The following is a 14,637-nucleotide window of genomic DNA, read 5'->3' as shown; positions in this document are numbered from 1 at the left end:
GCTAGTCGGCCAGTGACTGAATATACGCCAGCACATCGCGCAGTACGGCTTCGTCTGGCAGGGAATCCGCCATCATCGCCATTTGGTAGCCGTATTTATCGGCTTCATCCGCACCGCGAATACCGTCTCGAAAATGAATAAATTGACGCTCTAAATACCAGTCATCAACCCCCGCCAGAGCAGGCGCTTGCAGCAATTCAATCCCTTCAGCCGCGGGGCCATGACAGGCACCACACAGATTGCTGTAGTAATCGGCGCCGCGTTTTAGGTCGCCGCTGAGCGTCGCCGCTGCCGCCTGACTTCCCATCGCCGAGATGTATGTCACGACCGCGTCGACCGCCTCGCTGTCGGGTAAGGTCTTGGCGATTGCCTGCATTTGCTGGCCATAGCTGTCTTCAGGATGGCTGCCGCGCAGCCCCGAGCGATAGGCCTGCAACTGACGCGTCAAATACCAGCTCTGCTGGTTGCGCAGCGACGGCGCGCCCAGCGACTGATTGCCCTGTGCCTCATCGCCATGGCAGGCCACGCAGGCCTGATAGAGCGCCTTGCCATCTGCCCCCGCTCCCTTGGCCAGCAGTTGCTGAGCTGCCGCTGCGGCTTGTTCGCTATCGGCCGATGGCCCCTGGTCAGAACTACACGCCACGACAGCAAGCGAGCACAACACCACCGCCAGGCGGCGATAGCGCTTGAAGTTATGCAAATTGAAATGGCCAGACACACTTTCCATGGGGCGGCTCCGTAATCCTATGTAGAACTGGCCACAACGAGTGGTGCAGGCCAGTATTATTATTTTTATTCAGCATAGACCGTGCCATAAAAAAGCACAGCCAATACACACAGCAAAGTTTACGTGTATTACATTGACGATACCCGCTTCCGCCATGGCTGTTAAGCCCCACACACATTACAATCGCGTAAAAAATACGCCCACGGTGTAGATTTCTAGAAATTTTCTATATTTTTCATTGAGATAAAAAGACCCCTTCGCGAGGACAAAGGGGCAAAGGCATCGAAAAGGCCACTGAAAAGAGCGGTGTCTTTGAAAGGAAAACTAGCGATTCACTTGGCGAGCAGCGACATCGGGATAGCGCAACTGCCAATCGTTAATCAGTGCACGCTGGTCAATATCATCGGGGTGAAAGCCGCGACGAAATGCCTTCAAAAAGTGCGGCATTGCCTCCGTCATCAGCCCGCCCCGCCCCCAGAAAAAGCACAACGCCTGCCAGCGCTCACGCCACGTCACACGCCGGCCATCCGCCCGCAGTAACTGGCGCTGAAATACGCTGATGCGGAAGAAAAAAAGCATCAGCGACAGCATAAGTACACGCCTGCGCAGAAACTCACTGCCCACGTGGCGACGAAAGACATCGAAGGCCACCGCCTTGTGTTCGATCTCCTCAACCGCGTGCCATACCAACATGTCCCGAAATGTCGGGTCCATCTCGCCCAGTACCTCGGGATGACGCAAAGCGTGCTCAGCAAGCGTTGCGGTAACATGTTCCAAAGACACCGTAATCGCGAGTTGGCGCTGGGGCGACAGGCGTTTTCGCGCAGTATCGAGCAGCGCCTTTGCCCGTGCGGCCACCTTTGCCATAGGGAAGCCCTGGGCCTCTAAAGCACTGTTGAAGTCTTCATGCGCCTTGCCGTGGTGGGCCTCCTGGCCGATAAAGGCCCGAATGCGCTGCGTCAGCGCCGGGTCGCTAACCTCGGGCTGGTAGTGGCGCACGGTATCAATGAAAAAGCGCTCGCCGTCGGGAAAGGTCGCCGACATCGCATAGAAAAAAGTCGAAATCAGCGGATTCCCACCAAACCAGTATTTGTCCATGGATGCGGGCGCAGGAAAGTGCATCCGCCGAACGGTAATCCCATTATTAACCTGCATTATTATTCTCCAACTTGTCGCAGCGCTACGCGCGCTCAACCACCCGACGGAAACTATGGCATAGTGCTTTTACTGCTAGCAGGTTAATTTCTCGCAGCCTCCGGTGCTTTAACGACACAGGACACGTTATGGACGCAGAACAACACGGCGACGGTGAGTATTCCATTTCCAGTGACTACCTGGTGACGCTCAGCGAGCAAGCTTTTGAGCGCGGCATGGCCATTGGGGAACTGCTACAGGGCTGTGGGCTGAGCAGCGAGGTGCTGCTTCTGCAAGACGTCAGTATTGGCCACCGCTCTTTTCTACAGGCTGTGAGCAACTTTCAGAAAATTGATAACAACCTGTGGTCGGCACTGGAAGGCGGCCGCCGGATGACGCTCTCCAAGCACGGTTACCTGGGCTACGCCGCCCAGCATAGCCGCAGTTTGTCCGAGGCCGCGGACAAGCTGTATCGCTACGTATCTACCCGCATTAACTTTGTCACCCTCGAGTCGGGACAAACCCACCCTGAAATAACCGAAGGCAGCGATCGCGCCATGTTGTGCCTCCGACCACTCGAACCACAACACCCTGCCATGCGCTATGTCTGCCTGTCTTTACTTTCCTGCCTGGACACCTTGTGCCGACAAATACTTGGACGCGGCGCCGCGCACCTGGCTAGCCATATCACCATGCAGGGAGAGGCCCCAAACTGCCCGCCACCGGCGCTCCCCGGCGGCTCCAAAATCAGCTTTGGCGCTCCGGTTTACAGCCTGTCGTGGCCGAACAGCATCCTCGATCTGCCCCTTGCGACCCGCGACGCCGACCTGGCAAAACTGGCGGAAGCGCGCTGCGAAAATGACCTGCGACGCAGCCTCTCTTCACAACGCCTATCGTCGCGGGTGCTCGCCCAACTGCAGCGCAGCCAGGGTGAGTTACCGACCATTGACGACGTTGCCGCGAGGCTCAATATGTCTACCGCGACCCTGCAGCGGCGACTGAAAACCGAGCAGTGCAGCTATCAGCAGTTAAAAGATGAGTTCCGGCAAAAGCGCGCCCGCGAGTTACTCAACCAAGCGGTAAGCATTGAGTTAATCGCCGAACAACTGGGTTATAGCGATGCCAGTAATTTTGCGAAAGCCTTTAAAAGCTGGACAGGATTCCCGCCCAGCGTCTACCGACAGCAACTCAGGAAAAAATCCGAGATATAAAAAAGGCACCCGAAGGTGCCTTAGCTGAAGGATATCCCGCTTAGGGATTGTCAGTGTAGAGCGTGTAATCCCCACTGCCACTGTATGACTTCACACGCCAGCGGTAGGTGCCACTGGTGCCGTTGTAGGTCACTTCTTCGTTTGAGCTCGCCGTCTCACCGCTGGCCACGCTCGACCAACTGCTGAAAAACAGGCCACGGCTATATTTTTCCAGAATGAGATCGAAATCGGCATTTGCAGGGCCCTCTAGCAGACCGTAGAACTGGCCACCATTGCTGGAGAAACCGCCGTTGCTCGGGCTGTAGTCATTGTCATTGCTGCCAGTGAGCGTGCCACTGGTTTGCTCACACTCAGGACAGGGACCAGCACCGGGCTCTTGCAGGCTCAGCAGCTGGCTATCTGTATCCTGCTGGCCAGCAGTGTCGCTCACCGTCAGCGTAACGGTAACGTCGCCGTAGGCTGCGTAAGTATGGCTAACACTCGCGCCAGCGGCCGAGCTTCCATCGCCAAAGTTCCAGCTGTACTGCTGAATGCCCTGATCGTCAGACGATGCCGACGCATCAAAGCTACAGGTGAGTTCATTACAGCTATAGCTAAAGGACGCCACCGGCGGGAAGTCGACACCTTCACCTTGGGCAACCTGCAGCAGCAGGTTGGGAGAACCACTGCCCAGACCACTCAACTTATTGCTGGTACCGTCTTGCAATAGTGTGCTGAAAACACTGGCCGGTGCTGCGTTAGGGTTTTGCGACAGAATCAACGCCGCCGCACCGGCAACGTGTGGCGCAGCCATTGATGTGCCGCTGATGGTGTTAGTGTCGTTATCGCTCTGGTACCAGGCAGAGGTGATCGCCGAACCGGGAGCAAAGATATCAACGCAGCTTCCTTTGTTGGAGAAGGAAGAACGCGAATCAGATGACGTTGTTGAGCCAACAGTCACCGCTTCAGCCACGCGGTTAGGTGAACCGCTACAGGCGTCGGTATTGTCATTGCCGGCTGCCACCACAAAGGTAACGCCCGCATTAATCGCGCCTTTTACCGCTTCATCCAAAGCGGTACTGTTGCCGCCGCCGAGGCTCATGTTAGCAACTGCCGGCGCTTGATGGTTTGCCGCGACCCAGTCCACACCGGCAATAACACCGGAGTTGCTGCCTGAACCGTTACAACCCAGTACACGCACCGGATACAATGTGGCGCCCTTTGCCACACCGTAGGTGCTGCCCGCGGCCGTACCGGCAACGTGGGTGCCGTGACCATTACAGTCATCGGTATCTTCAGGGTCAGTACTGCTAAAGAACAAGCCGCCAGAGGCGGCAAAGTTACGACCTACACCTGTACGGCCAGAGAACTCATTGTGACTGCTGCGAATACCGGTATCGACGATGTAAACGTGAACGCCACTGCCATCGGCGCTGTAAGAGTATTGATTATCGAGCGGCAGCGAAGGCTGGTCGACACGATCCAGTCCCCAGGTCGCGTTATTCTGAACCGCAGCAATCGAGACGGTCTGATCCTGCTCAACCAGTTTTACCAGGGGATTCTTGGCCAGTAAGGCCGCCGCTTCCGGGCTCATTTTGGCCACGAAACCGCTGACCGCATTTTGATAAACACCCAATAGCTGACCACCCACTGTCGCCAGCAACTGATCCACCAGATCTGGCAGAGGCAGCGCCCCAAGCAAGCTGTCTTCTGCCTTTTGCAACAGCACAATGTATTGACCGTCGATCGGCTCACCTGCGGTCAAATCGTCAGAGACCGAGGTTTCAAAGGTGCCTAGCTGCTGAGTGTCGTCTTGCTGCGCGGCACTCTGCAGGTTCGCGTCATCGCCCGAACCACCACTACCGCCGCCACATGCTGACAAGCCAAAGGCCAGCATCGAGCTCATAATCAGCGCTCTGTTTTTCATCATTGAAGTGCGTCCCCAATCAATTTTTATATTGTCCCAACGAAAAAACCCGATCCTTTCTTCGGGCCAGCGACGACTATAAACAAAGCGCGCTTACGCAAACTGTTAACTGATGCCGATTGGAGAACTGGCGCGACTCAATTGCCTCGTTTTGTGACAGTGATCAACAAATGCCCTACCAGCGGGCGAAGTGATCTTCTGCAAAACCCCACTGTCCGGACAATTCCAACTCCTCGCTCGGCAGGCTAATGCGACCATAGTAGCGGCCAAAAAACTGGGTGAAGTTTGAAGCGATCACCACCGCGTTGCGCTTTTCACTGCGCTGACCCGCTGGTTCAAAACGCAGATCCAAGATGCCATCTTGCGATCGCATACCCCAAGGCGCCTCGCCGTCTTGGCGGTCAAAGTCGAACACGACGGTGCTGAGCTTCACCATCTGATCATCCAGCCACAGCGCATTTTCGGTATAGCCCGTATCATTCACACCGGCGACTAAATTAAAGCCGATGCGGCGGCCATCACTGAGGTGGGCTGACAAGCTTCCCCAGTTCCAGAACGTCTCGCGCCGCATATAACCCGCGCTCCAATCCACCCCCGCCAGCGCCGACATCGCCGCGAGGTCGTAGTCGCGCCCCTGCCACCGCACGCTACCCGACACCGGCCTGGCCGTGGTTTTCTGGGTGTACACCCAGCCCGCATAGCCTGCTCGCGTGCAAATAGATAACGGTTGATAACCCTGTTCTTCATCGATAATTGCGTCGACCTGCAAACCACTGGCAAGCGACACGGTGAGATGGCGTTGGCCGGGCCCGGCGACAATCTTTACGCGATTTTTCCCCGAGCAAAAATGCGCCTCGCCGTTATTGGGCTGAGTGTGAATGGCCGTTTTCAGACCCAGGGGCTGAACAAAGCTGAACTCATCGTACTCACCGCTATCCGGCGCATAGCAATAGACAAAGGCATTACTCACCCACTTCAGGTCGACAATCGCCACGCCAATTATCAGCTCGTCACAACACAGCGATAAAAACTGAAATTGGTTGAAAGCGAAGTGGCGCGCCAACTTGCCGCGCGGCTTATCCATTGCATTGCGCAGGTCGTAGTCGCGGTAATTGATATCGCCGACAGGCCGCTCGAAAACGCCAAAATGAGGCTGCCCATTCGCCTTGATTAACGCTGCTAAATCACCCAACTTCACTTCTCCATCGTCGACGGCTATGCCCTTCTAAACGGCGCCTATGGTAGACCAAAGCGCCTGAAGTCAACAGCTGAGACATGGTCATCATTACCCACAGCCAGACGCGCGGCGTTATTATTTTCGATGAGCACTGACCAGAATTTGCCCCAACGATGCAGCAATGGCTAAGCGACGCTAAAATCGACAGCCGCAAGCACCGCGTAGAGGGCTTGGAAAATGCCCCTAAAGCCTATATCAATCCGCTGGAGTCGCGTAATGTCGGCACAATGCTTGTCCAGGGAAGCGCCGAATCACAGTAAAAAACACAGGAAGCACTATGAAGATTTTGATGGTTCTCACCTCTCACGACCAACTCGGTGACAGCGGCGAGAAAACCGGTTTCTGGCTGGAAGAGTTTGCCGCCCCTTACTACGTTTTTCACGATGCGGGCGCCGACGTTACGCTGGCATCACCGGCCGGTGGACAGCCTCCACTCGATCCCAAAAGCGCGGCGGCCGATGCCCAAACCCCGGCAACAGCGCGTTTTAATCAGGACGCCGACGCTCAGCAGCGCCTTGCCCATACGCAACGATTAAACGATATGCGCGAACGCGACTTCGACGCAATCTTCTACCCCGGCGGCCACGGGCCACTCTGGGATCTCGCGGAAGACCCGCATTCAGTGCTGCTCATCGAACAGTTTATTCACGCCGAGAAGCCCGTCGCCGCGGTCTGCCACGCGCCCGCCGTCTTTCGCCACAGTATCGCCGCGAATGGCGAACCCTTGGTCAAGGGCAAACGCGTAACGGCGTTCAGCAATAGCGAAGAAGAGGCGGTTGGGCTTAGCAAGGTGGTGCCCTTTTCACTGGAGGATATGCTAAGCGAGCGCGGCGCGGTCTATCAAAAAGCCGAGGACTGGGCCAGCCATATCGTCTGTGACGGCCTGATCTTTACCGGCCAAAACCCCGCCTCCTCGGCGGCCCTCGCCGAAGCCTTGCTAGCCCACCTCGCTAAAGTAAGCTAGATGCCAGCCCGGCGCGACAGCATGCGCCGGGCAGCCTACAATAGCGGCGACATTCTAAGAACCTGCTCGCCATGCGTGAACCCACACGACCAGCCACTCCCCCGCCCTCCTTTTTGCACGCCTATCAGCAAACCGGCGCTGCGTCTGAGGGCCTGATACGCCTGAGCGCGGAATTTGATAGTGCGGCGTTCTCACCCTCTTTATTTGAGCAGTGGTCACTGTATTGCCCCGACAATATTGCCGACTCAATTACCAAGCGCCAGGCAGAGTTCTTCGCCGGCCGCTGGCTGACCAGCCAAGCGCTGGTTCAGTTTGGACATCAAAATTTCACCGTCTTAGCCGATGAAAAGCGCTGCCCACTTTGGCCGGCGGGCACCGTCGGCAGCATCACTCACAGCGACAACCAGGTTCGCTGCGCCATCGGTCGAGCCAGTGAGTATCAAACGCTGGGTATCGATATTCAGCCCTCGCTGAGCGAAGCCGCAGCGCAAAAGCTGCAACGGCGGATTTTGTCTCCAAGCGAAGTGCAGTTATTGGCATCGAGCGCGTTGCCCTTTGCTGCTGGGGTCGCGCTGAGTTTTTCGGCGAAGGAGAGCATTTATAAGGCGCTCTACCCCATTGTGAAGCGCTATTTTGGCTTTGCCTGCGCTCGGCTGGTCGCGACAGAGGCTTGCGCCCAGACATTGCGGTTCACTATCGACGACGAGCTCTCTTGCCTACCCGGCTGCCCCCGTGAAGTCAGCGTGCGCTATGAGTACACCCAGGAATTTGTGTATACAGAATTCGCGCTATCGAGATAACCGCCAAACCAATAGGCGAAAAAAAGGGCACCCTAGGGCGCCCAAGTAGATGCTGGAGAAGCATTTGCCCCGTAACCCGGGGCGAGGTATCACAGTGCCAGCGGCTGGCTGACCACTGGAATAGGGGGAAGTAATTCGATTTCGGCGCTTAAAATGGTGCCGCCGTCGCTGAAGTAGGTGGCCAGCGATGCGGGGTCATCTTTTAAGGCACCCAGCAGGGGGACGACTGCAAACAGCGTGTCGGGGCCAAGGCCTGAACCGATGGTCGTTAGCGACTGCGGGTCGGCAACAACACCTGTGATGAAGCCTTCAACGGCACCCACGGCCATTTCCACTTTTGCCAGCGTCGCGTAATCAGCGAGTGCCGGAATATCGATAATCGCGTCCAGTCCGGGAATACTCAGGTCACCGGTACCCACTGCTGCGATCTGCTCCAGTGGTAGAAAGTCAGCGCCGGGCAGTCCGCCAGTGCCCAAACCATTCAAGATACTCAGCAGGGCATCCACACCGGGTAATTGCGGCGTTTCAGATGACAGCAGTGGCAGCGCATCCAACAGGTCACTCAGGCCTGGAACATCGCCTGCACCAGCGCCGCCCATACCACCTATGCCCAACACGCCAACGAGGGGCAGTGAATCCAGACCGGGTAGACCGCCGCTACCAATATTGCCCAGTACATCGGGGAGCGCTTCCAAGCCTGGCAGCGGCAGCGCGTCTAACCCTGGTAAGCCTGCGCCAGACAGGCCATCCAGGCCCGCAGCGGGATTCGTCAATGCATCGAGAGGCAGCGCGCCAATAATAGGCAGGCTGCCAAGGCTTGTAAGCAGACCACCAAGAACAGGAATTTGTGCCGCTTGGGCATGACTAAAGCTGGATGCCGCCAGCGAGACGCTTAGGGCAAGGCCATTTCTTAAACCGCGGAAAGACATGGTAAAGACTCCGTATTTATCATTTATTGCGAGACGTGTCGTTTCGAGTAGCCATCAACGGCACGATCCTACGCGCAAGCTCTGCAGCAAAATTTGAACTCGCTCACATTTGACAACATCGCCACATACTAAATGCGTTATAAATAAACACTCTGCTATCAGTGAGTTATTGCGGGCTACATTACTATGCACAACTACGAACAGTAATACGTAGATACCCGTATCTTAACAAGTGTTTACCTATATTTTGAAGCCTGTCGCAATGAAACACACCCCCGACTTTGCGCCGTACTTGGGCGCGTCAGTGAGCGCTATTCCTGACCAAATTACACATTGAGACCGCCTTGCCATAGACTGCATGGGCAAGCCCTTATTGACGGCTACCACGCTTTCAATTTGCGCCTTATAGCCGCACTTACTGCACCGAGCTCGAAGGACACACCAATGACCGCATCACCGCTAAGCCAGCGCACGCACTACCGTTGGTTTACCCCAATCACCACCCGCTGGATGGACAACGACGTCTATGGTCACGCAAATAACGTGAACTACTATTCGTGGTTCGACACAACCGCGAACCGTTATTTGATAGAAGCCTGTGGACTGGATATTCACCGCGGCGAGCAAATCGGATACATCGTGCACAGCGAGTGTTTCTACACCTCTGCTGTGGCGTTTCCAGACGAGCTGGAGGGCGCGCTGTGCGTCAACAAACTGGGCAATAGTTCAGTAGAGTACGGCGTAGCGATTTTCCGGCGGGGAGAAACCATCGCTGCCGCACACGGCCGCTTTACCCATGTGTTTGTCAATCGACAAAGCGAACGCCCCATGCCGATGACCCCAGCGCTTAGGCAGGGCCTGGAAAAAATTCAACGTGAGGCCGAACCATCGTGACTAGCACCGCATTTCGTCAATGCCGACCTAGCGATAGGGAAAAAGCCCTACCGCTTATCATCAGCTCCGGCCCGGAAGCGTTCCACTACGTGTTCTGCGACCGCCAAAGCGAGCAACTTACGTCGTTTCTAGAACGCGCCTTCGTCGCCAAAGGCAACGAATTCAGCCACGATCAACACCTCGCGCTTATCGACAACGACCAGCTGGTGGCCGTGGGCGCACTGCGCTACGCAGAACAAACCAATCGTTTCACCCTAGCCGCGATGCGCCTGATTTTCGCCCACTATTCACCACTGGCGGCACTGCGCACAGCCTGGCGTGGCCTGCGCACCGAGTCGGTTATCAAGCCGCCGGGTAAAGGTGTCGCCTTTATCTATCAGCTTGCCGTGTGTCCCGAACAACGAAGCCGGGGCTTTGGGCGGCAAATGATCGCCGAGCTGCTATCCCGCGCCAGGCAGCAAGGCTACCGGCGCGCAGGCCTCAATGTGTCGGTGGAAAACCCCCGCGCCCAAGCCCTGTATGAGCAACTCGGATTTCGTGTTCAGCGAGAATACAGCGGCGAGCTGCGCAGCCCCTACGGCTACGTACCGGGCCAGCGTTATATGGAGTGTGAACTTCACGCCACCAATCAATAAAGGAGAGCAAGTATGCAGTTGCAGCGCCCCGATCTGCTTCGCGACAACAACTACATTAACGGCCAATGGCAGGCTGCCGCCAGCGGCCGGCGCTTTCCCGTAGAGAACCCCGCCAATGGCGAGAAACTGACAGAGGTTGCCGATGGCGGCACCGCCGACATGGACGCCGCCATCACAGCAGCTGACGCCGCGCAAGCCGCCTGGCAAAGCGAAACACCTAAAACCCGCGCGCAGATTCTGCAGCGCTGGTATCAGTTGATCATTGAACACCGCCGCGATCTCGCGGCGATTCTCACCGCCGAACAGGGCAAAGTACTCGCCGAGGCGGATGCTGAAATTGGCTACGGCGCCAACTATGTTGAATGGTTTTCTGAAGAGGCAAAGCGCATCGATGGCGACATTCTCGCAGCCCCGTCGCGCGACAAACGGCTACTGGTCATCAAACAGGCTATTGGTGTGGTTGCGGCGATTACGCCGTGGAATTTCCCCAACGCCATGATCACTCGCAAGGCCGCGCCGGCATTGGCGGCGGGTTGCTGCATTGTGATCAAACCCGCCCATGAAACGCCGCTCAGCGCCCTTGCCTTAGCGGCCCTGGCCGATGAGGCCGGCTTCCCTGCCGGAGTGTTTAATGTGGTCTGCGGCACACAGGCCAGCGATATCGGTAGCGTGATGACAAGCAGCCCCTTGGTGCGCAAAGTCAGCTTCACCGGATCGACCCGCGTCGGCAAAATTCTGATGGAACAGTGCGCCGCGACGGTTAAAAAAACGTCCATGGAATTGGGCGGCAATGCGCCATTTATCGTATTTGACGACGCCGATATAGACGCCGCCGTCGCCGGCGCCCTGGCGTCTAAGTACCGCAACGCAGGCCAAACGTGTATCTGTAGCAATCGCATTCTCGTGCAGGATGGCATCTACGATGCCTTTGCCGCGCGCTTTGCCGCCGAAGTCCAACAATTCCGGCTCGGCGATGGCCGCGACAGCGATGCCACAATGGGGCCCCTCATTACCCGCCAGGCGTGCGACAAGGTCACCGCGCTGGTCGACGATGCGCTGTCGAAAGGCGCATCAGCCATTACCGGCGGACGACGCGCCAGTATCGGCGAGCATTTTTTTGAACCGACTGTGCTGCGCGATGCCACGCCAGCTATGCGGGTATTTCAGGAAGAAATTTTTGGCCCGGTGGCCCCCTTGTTCCGCTTCGAGGATGAACAACAGGCGATCGCGCTGGCCAATGACACTAACTACGGGCTCGCCGCCTACTTTTACACCCAGAATTTAAACCGCGTCTGGCGGGTGGCAGAGGCCCTTGAGTACGGCATTATCGGCATTAACGAGGGCGTCACATCGAGTGAAATGGCGCCTTTCGGCGGCATGAAGGAATCGGGGATCGGTCGCGAAGGCTCGAAATACGGCATCGACGACTACGTTGAGCTGAAGTACCTGTGTCTGGGTGGCCTGGACAACTAGCGGCAATCTTCAGGCAAAAAAAAGGTTCTTCGTAAATTCAGGTGGGTAGGTTGCAAAAACAGGCGGGTTATCGGTTGATAGTAATCGACCAAAACCACCAGCAACCGACTTCCCGCCTGTGTTTACTGATTCTGCGCTATCTCAGCATTTATTTGAAGGTTTTCAAGCCGACACACACAAGATAGAGGGGGGCTGGCTACACCTTCACCTGTCCCGCGATCGCGGGGTTCATCCTCGTTGCTCAAACTGTGGCAGAGCCTGCCGACAGGTTCATGACCACCGCCACCGGCGTGTTCGCGACCGGGACTTCTTTGGTTATCAAGTCATGCTGCACATTGAGATCGGGCGCGTTCGCTGTGATACCTGCGGTGTTCGTGTTCAGCGGATTGCCTGGCTTTCTCCTTGTAAGCGTCTGACACGCCGACTACAGAGCCATGTAGAGGGGCTGTGCCGTCTTTTGCCTATCAAGCATGTTGCCTCGTTGCTGGCGCTGAATTGGCACACTGTTAAAGCCATCGACAAGCAGCGATTAGAGCGAGAGCTCGGTGATCCCGACTGGTCATCTGTAACGCGCTTGATGATGGATGAGTTTGCCCTCTTTAAGGGGCACCGCTACGCCACTGTGGTCGCAGATGCGGATACACAGGAAGTACTCTGGGTCGGTGAAGGCCGTAGCCGAGAGTCCATTTCGCCCATTCTTTAAACAAATGGGCCGTCATTGCCAGCATATCCAGGCAGTCGCCATGGATATGAATACCGCCTTCGACCTCGAGGTTCAGCAGCATTGCCCCCAAGCCAGGGTTGTTTATGACCTGTTTCATGTCATCGCCAAATATGGCCGAGAGGTGATTGATCGAGTCAGGGTAGATCAGGCCAATCAACTCAAGGGGAACATGACAGCCCGAAAATGGATCAAGCGCAGCCGCTGGGTATTACTGAAAAATCGAGAGAACATGACGGGTGACCAGCAGAGTTATCTCGAGGAGCTATTGGCCGCCAACCAATCCCTCATGACCGTATACCTCCTCAAGGAGCAGCTCAAAGAGGTCTGGTACTGCCGGTCTCAATTAGTGGCTCTGCGGCAATGGAAGCTCTGGTGGAAGCAGGTACAAGATAGCGCTATCAAGCCCTTGCAAGACTTTGCGAGAAAGCTAAAGCCTTACCTTCCCGGTATTCTTGCCTCAGCCATCCACCCACTCAGTACCAGCAAGCTGGAGGGAATGAACAACAAGATAAAGGTGATCAAGCGAATGGCATACGGGTATCGGGATAACGACTATTTCTTCATGAAGATCAGGGCGGCGTTCCACCCTGATTTACGATGAACCAAAAAAAAGCCCCCGAAAGGGGGCTCTTAGCACGGCCGCTGCACTTAGACTTCTGGGTCAAAAGTAATCGGCATGGCTTTAATGGTGTTGATGAAGAACGAGCGCATGTAGGTAACATCACCGGCAAACTTGGGGTTACGCAGGCGTGGAATCAGCTCTTCAAAAATAATGTTCAGCTCCATGCGCGCCAGGTTCATACCCAGGCAGAAATGCTCGCCGATACCAAAAGAACGGATCTCGCGGCGCATATTCGGCAGGCGCTTAGCGCGGTGAATATCGAACTTCATGGCATCGTCACCGTAGGCGTCTTCGTCGTGGTTGACCGCATGGTAGTGCAGCACAACTTTGTCGCCTTTTTTGATGTTGTGGCCATTCCATTCGATGTCCTGAGTGGCGGTGCGGCGCATCGCGATGAACGCGGTGTTGTAGCGCAGCATTTCCTCAACCGCATCGGGGATGTCTTCAGGGTGATCCACCAAGTGTTGCAGCTGCTCGGGGTGCTCGATCAGCAGGCGCATACCGTGAGCGGTTGCAGTACGAGTACTCTCGTTACCACCCACCATAATCAGGATGAACATCCAGGCGAACATTTCCTCGTCGACTTTTTTGCCGTCAACTTCACCATTCAGCAAGGCTTCAACCACGGGGCTGGTGGGGTTTTCGCGCTGTTTGGCAGCCAGTTCAGCAGCGTAGGCAATAACCTCAAAGCTGACCGCGTTGGCTTCATCGCGGCTGGTCGCCAAGTCAGGGTCATCGGCGAAGGCCATGATGTTAGTCCAATCGAAGAACTGCTTGCGGTCTTCCTGGGGCACGCCCAGCAATTCCAGAATTGCCATCAAGGGCAACTCGGCAGCCACATCTTCAACAAACTCACACTCGCCTTTCTTGGCAACACGGTCAATGATTGAGCGCGCACCTTTGCGCAGCCACTCTTCCATATTTGCCACTGCGCGCGGCGTGAAAGCATCGCGAACAATTTTGCGATACTTCATGTGCTTGGGTGGATCCATGGCGATAATGATGTTTTCGTGCATCACCGCTTGAATCTCTTCCTCACCTTCGGGCACTTCCATCGGGAAGGGGCCTTCAACGTTAGATGAGAATAAATCCGGGTTTTGCGAGACGAAATCCAGCGCATCACGCTTTACAACGGCCCAGTATGGCACGCCATTTTCGGGGTCATCCATGTACACCATTGAACCGGCTTGGCGGATCTTCGCCAGCTCTTCATAGGGCATACCGTTTACGTAGGTATCCAGACTGAGCAGGTTGGTAAAGGGACACTGGCTCATAATTGTTTTCCTCAATTACGCCCGGCACGAGGGCTTTTTTCGATTATTTACCGCGTGACGACCCGGGAACGTGGTCATCATTAGCCCCAAAAGTAACAGGTCATTAA

General features: G+C 56.0%; 15 protein-coding genes. 9 read left to right on the top strand and 6 right to left on the bottom strand.

All coding sequences use genetic code 11. From position 1 onward, the window contains the following. Nucleotide 1: 1 nt before the first annotated feature. Both AC2Q8J_RS12225 and AC2Q8J_RS12220 read right to left on the bottom strand, forming a co-directional pair. Nucleotides 2-727 carry a c-type cytochrome gene (locus AC2Q8J_RS12225; protein WP_204996122.1) on the bottom strand — a complete coding sequence of 242 codons (726 nt, stop codon included), beginning with the start codon at nt 725-727 and terminating at the stop codon, nt 2-4. Nucleotides 728-1,051: 324 nt separating this feature from the next. Beyond that, nucleotides 1,052-1,882 carry a metal-dependent hydrolase gene (locus tag AC2Q8J_RS12220; RefSeq protein ID WP_204996121.1) on the bottom strand — a complete coding sequence of 277 codons (831 nt, stop codon included), beginning with the start codon at nt 1,880-1,882 and terminating at the stop codon, nt 1,052-1,054. 128 nt (nt 1,883-2,010) lie between these two features. Here AC2Q8J_RS12220 and AC2Q8J_RS12215 point away from each other — a divergent pair, with 128 nt between their 5' ends. Continuing rightward, entirely contained in the window at nt 2,011-3,072 is a 1,062-nt protein-coding gene (locus AC2Q8J_RS12215) for an AraC family transcriptional regulator (protein WP_486451413.1), read from the top strand. A 40-nt stretch (nt 3,073-3,112) separates the two neighbouring features. On the opposite strand, the gene AC2Q8J_RS12210 is transcribed toward AC2Q8J_RS12215, so the two are convergent. Together AC2Q8J_RS12210 and AC2Q8J_RS12205 are read right to left on the bottom strand one after the other, a co-directional pair. Then, the gene (locus AC2Q8J_RS12210) at nt 3,113-4,981 is read right to left on the bottom strand and encodes a S8 family serine peptidase (protein ID WP_486451412.1); all 1,869 of its coding nucleotides are present in this window, start codon (nt 4,979-4,981) and stop codon (nt 3,113-3,115) included. A 172-nt stretch (nt 4,982-5,153) separates the two neighbouring features. Then, nucleotides 5,154-6,176, bottom strand: a complete 1,023-nt coding sequence (locus AC2Q8J_RS12205; protein ID WP_486451411.1) for a DUF2804 domain-containing protein — start codon at nt 6,174-6,176, stop codon at nt 5,154-5,156. 152 nt (nt 6,177-6,328) lie between these two features. On the opposite strand from AC2Q8J_RS12205, the gene AC2Q8J_RS12200 reads away from it, so the two are divergent. From AC2Q8J_RS12200 to AC2Q8J_RS12190, 3 genes are all read left to right on the top strand, one after another. Beyond that, complete coding sequence (locus AC2Q8J_RS12200; RefSeq protein ID WP_486451410.1) at nt 6,329-6,475, top strand: hypothetical protein; 147 nt, start codon at nt 6,329-6,331, stop codon at nt 6,473-6,475. 17 nt (nt 6,476-6,492) lie between these two features. Next, nucleotides 6,493-7,179: a type 1 glutamine amidotransferase domain-containing protein gene (locus AC2Q8J_RS12195; RefSeq protein ID WP_486451409.1), complete on the top strand. Its 687-nt coding sequence runs from the start codon at nt 6,493-6,495 to the stop codon at nt 7,177-7,179. A 71-nt stretch (nt 7,180-7,250) separates the two neighbouring features. Then, entirely contained in the window at nt 7,251-7,979 is a 729-nt protein-coding gene (locus AC2Q8J_RS12190; RefSeq protein ID WP_486451408.1) for a 4'-phosphopantetheinyl transferase family protein, read from the top strand. A gap of 89 nt (nt 7,980-8,068) precedes the next feature. Here the strand turns inward: AC2Q8J_RS12190 and AC2Q8J_RS12185 are convergent, their stop codons facing one another. Beyond that, the gene (locus AC2Q8J_RS12185) at nt 8,069-8,908 is read right to left on the bottom strand and encodes a hypothetical protein (protein WP_486451407.1); all 840 of its coding nucleotides are present in this window, start codon (nt 8,906-8,908) and stop codon (nt 8,069-8,071) included. A 444-nt stretch (nt 8,909-9,352) separates the two neighbouring features. Between AC2Q8J_RS12185 and AC2Q8J_RS12180 the strand changes: the two genes are divergently transcribed. The 5 genes from AC2Q8J_RS12180 (at nt 9,353) to AC2Q8J_RS12160 (ending at nt 13,235) form a co-directional block, all read left to right on the top strand. Further along, a complete protein-coding gene (locus AC2Q8J_RS12180) occupies nt 9,353-9,802 on the top strand; it encodes an acyl-CoA thioesterase (RefSeq protein WP_204996113.1) in 450 nt (149 codons plus the stop codon). Beyond that, nucleotides 9,799-10,437 carry a GNAT family N-acetyltransferase gene (locus AC2Q8J_RS12175; protein WP_288364236.1) on the top strand — a complete coding sequence of 213 codons (639 nt, stop codon included), beginning with the start codon at nt 9,799-9,801 and terminating at the stop codon, nt 10,435-10,437. Before AC2Q8J_RS12180 ends, AC2Q8J_RS12175 begins: the two co-directional genes overlap by 4 nt. A gap of 12 nt (nt 10,438-10,449) precedes the next feature. After that, entirely contained in the window at nt 10,450-11,910 is a 1,461-nt protein-coding gene (locus tag AC2Q8J_RS12170; RefSeq protein WP_374973192.1) for an NAD-dependent succinate-semialdehyde dehydrogenase, read from the top strand. Nucleotides 11,911-12,028: 118 nt separating this feature from the next. Then, nucleotides 12,029-12,613: a transposase family protein gene (locus AC2Q8J_RS12165; protein WP_486451406.1), complete on the top strand. Its 585-nt coding sequence runs from the start codon at nt 12,029-12,031 to the stop codon at nt 12,611-12,613. 40 nt (nt 12,614-12,653) lie between these two features. After that, nucleotides 12,654-13,235 (top strand): ISL3 family transposase, encoded by a 582-nt coding sequence (locus AC2Q8J_RS12160; protein ID WP_486451405.1) that lies wholly within the window; start codon nt 12,654-12,656, stop codon nt 13,233-13,235. Nucleotides 13,236-13,282: 47 nt separating this feature from the next. Here the strand turns inward: AC2Q8J_RS12160 and AC2Q8J_RS12155 are convergent, their stop codons facing one another. Then, the gene (locus tag AC2Q8J_RS12155) at nt 13,283-14,530 is read right to left on the bottom strand and encodes a cytochrome P450 (protein ID WP_286695623.1); all 1,248 of its coding nucleotides are present in this window, start codon (nt 14,528-14,530) and stop codon (nt 13,283-13,285) included. Nucleotides 14,531-14,637 lie beyond the last annotated feature (107 nt).

The sequence above is a fragment of the Spongiibacter sp. C9W genome (assembly GCF_057370015.1).
The sequence above is the reverse complement of the archived record's forward strand: the minus strand, read 5'-3'. Positions and strand labels throughout refer to the sequence as shown.

Bases quoted from the DNA above. Each gene is read 5' to 3' on its own strand.
- AC2Q8J_RS12225 (WP_204996122.1), bottom strand. From the start codon at position 727: ATGGAAAGTGTGTCTGGCCATTTCAATTTGCATAACTTCAAGCGCTAT.
- AC2Q8J_RS12220 (WP_204996121.1), bottom strand. From the start codon at position 1,882: ATGCAGGTTAATAATGGGATTACCGTTCGGCGGATGCACTTTCCTGCG.
- AC2Q8J_RS12215 (WP_486451413.1), top strand. From the start codon at position 2,011: ATGGACGCAGAACAACACGGCGACGGTGAGTATTCCATTTCCAGTGAC.
- AC2Q8J_RS12210 (WP_486451412.1), bottom strand. From the start codon at position 4,981: ATGATGAAAAACAGAGCGCTGATTATGAGCTCGATGCTGGCCTTTGGC.
- AC2Q8J_RS12200 (WP_486451410.1), top strand. From the start codon at position 6,329: ATGCAGCAATGGCTAAGCGACGCTAAAATCGACAGCCGCAAGCACCGC.
- AC2Q8J_RS12195 (WP_486451409.1), top strand. From the start codon at position 6,493: ATGAAGATTTTGATGGTTCTCACCTCTCACGACCAACTCGGTGACAGC.
- AC2Q8J_RS12190 (WP_486451408.1), top strand. From the start codon at position 7,251: ATGCGTGAACCCACACGACCAGCCACTCCCCCGCCCTCCTTTTTGCAC.
- AC2Q8J_RS12185 (WP_486451407.1), bottom strand. From the start codon at position 8,908: ATGTCTTTCCGCGGTTTAAGAAATGGCCTTGCCCTAAGCGTCTCGCTG.
- AC2Q8J_RS12180 (WP_204996113.1), top strand. From the start codon at position 9,353: ATGACCGCATCACCGCTAAGCCAGCGCACGCACTACCGTTGGTTTACC.
- AC2Q8J_RS12170 (WP_374973192.1), top strand. From the start codon at position 10,450: ATGCAGTTGCAGCGCCCCGATCTGCTTCGCGACAACAACTACATTAAC.
- AC2Q8J_RS12160 (WP_486451405.1), top strand. From the start codon at position 12,654: ATGGATATGAATACCGCCTTCGACCTCGAGGTTCAGCAGCATTGCCCC.
- AC2Q8J_RS12155 (WP_286695623.1), bottom strand. From the start codon at position 14,530: ATGAGCCAGTGTCCCTTTACCAACCTGCTCAGTCTGGATACCTACGTA.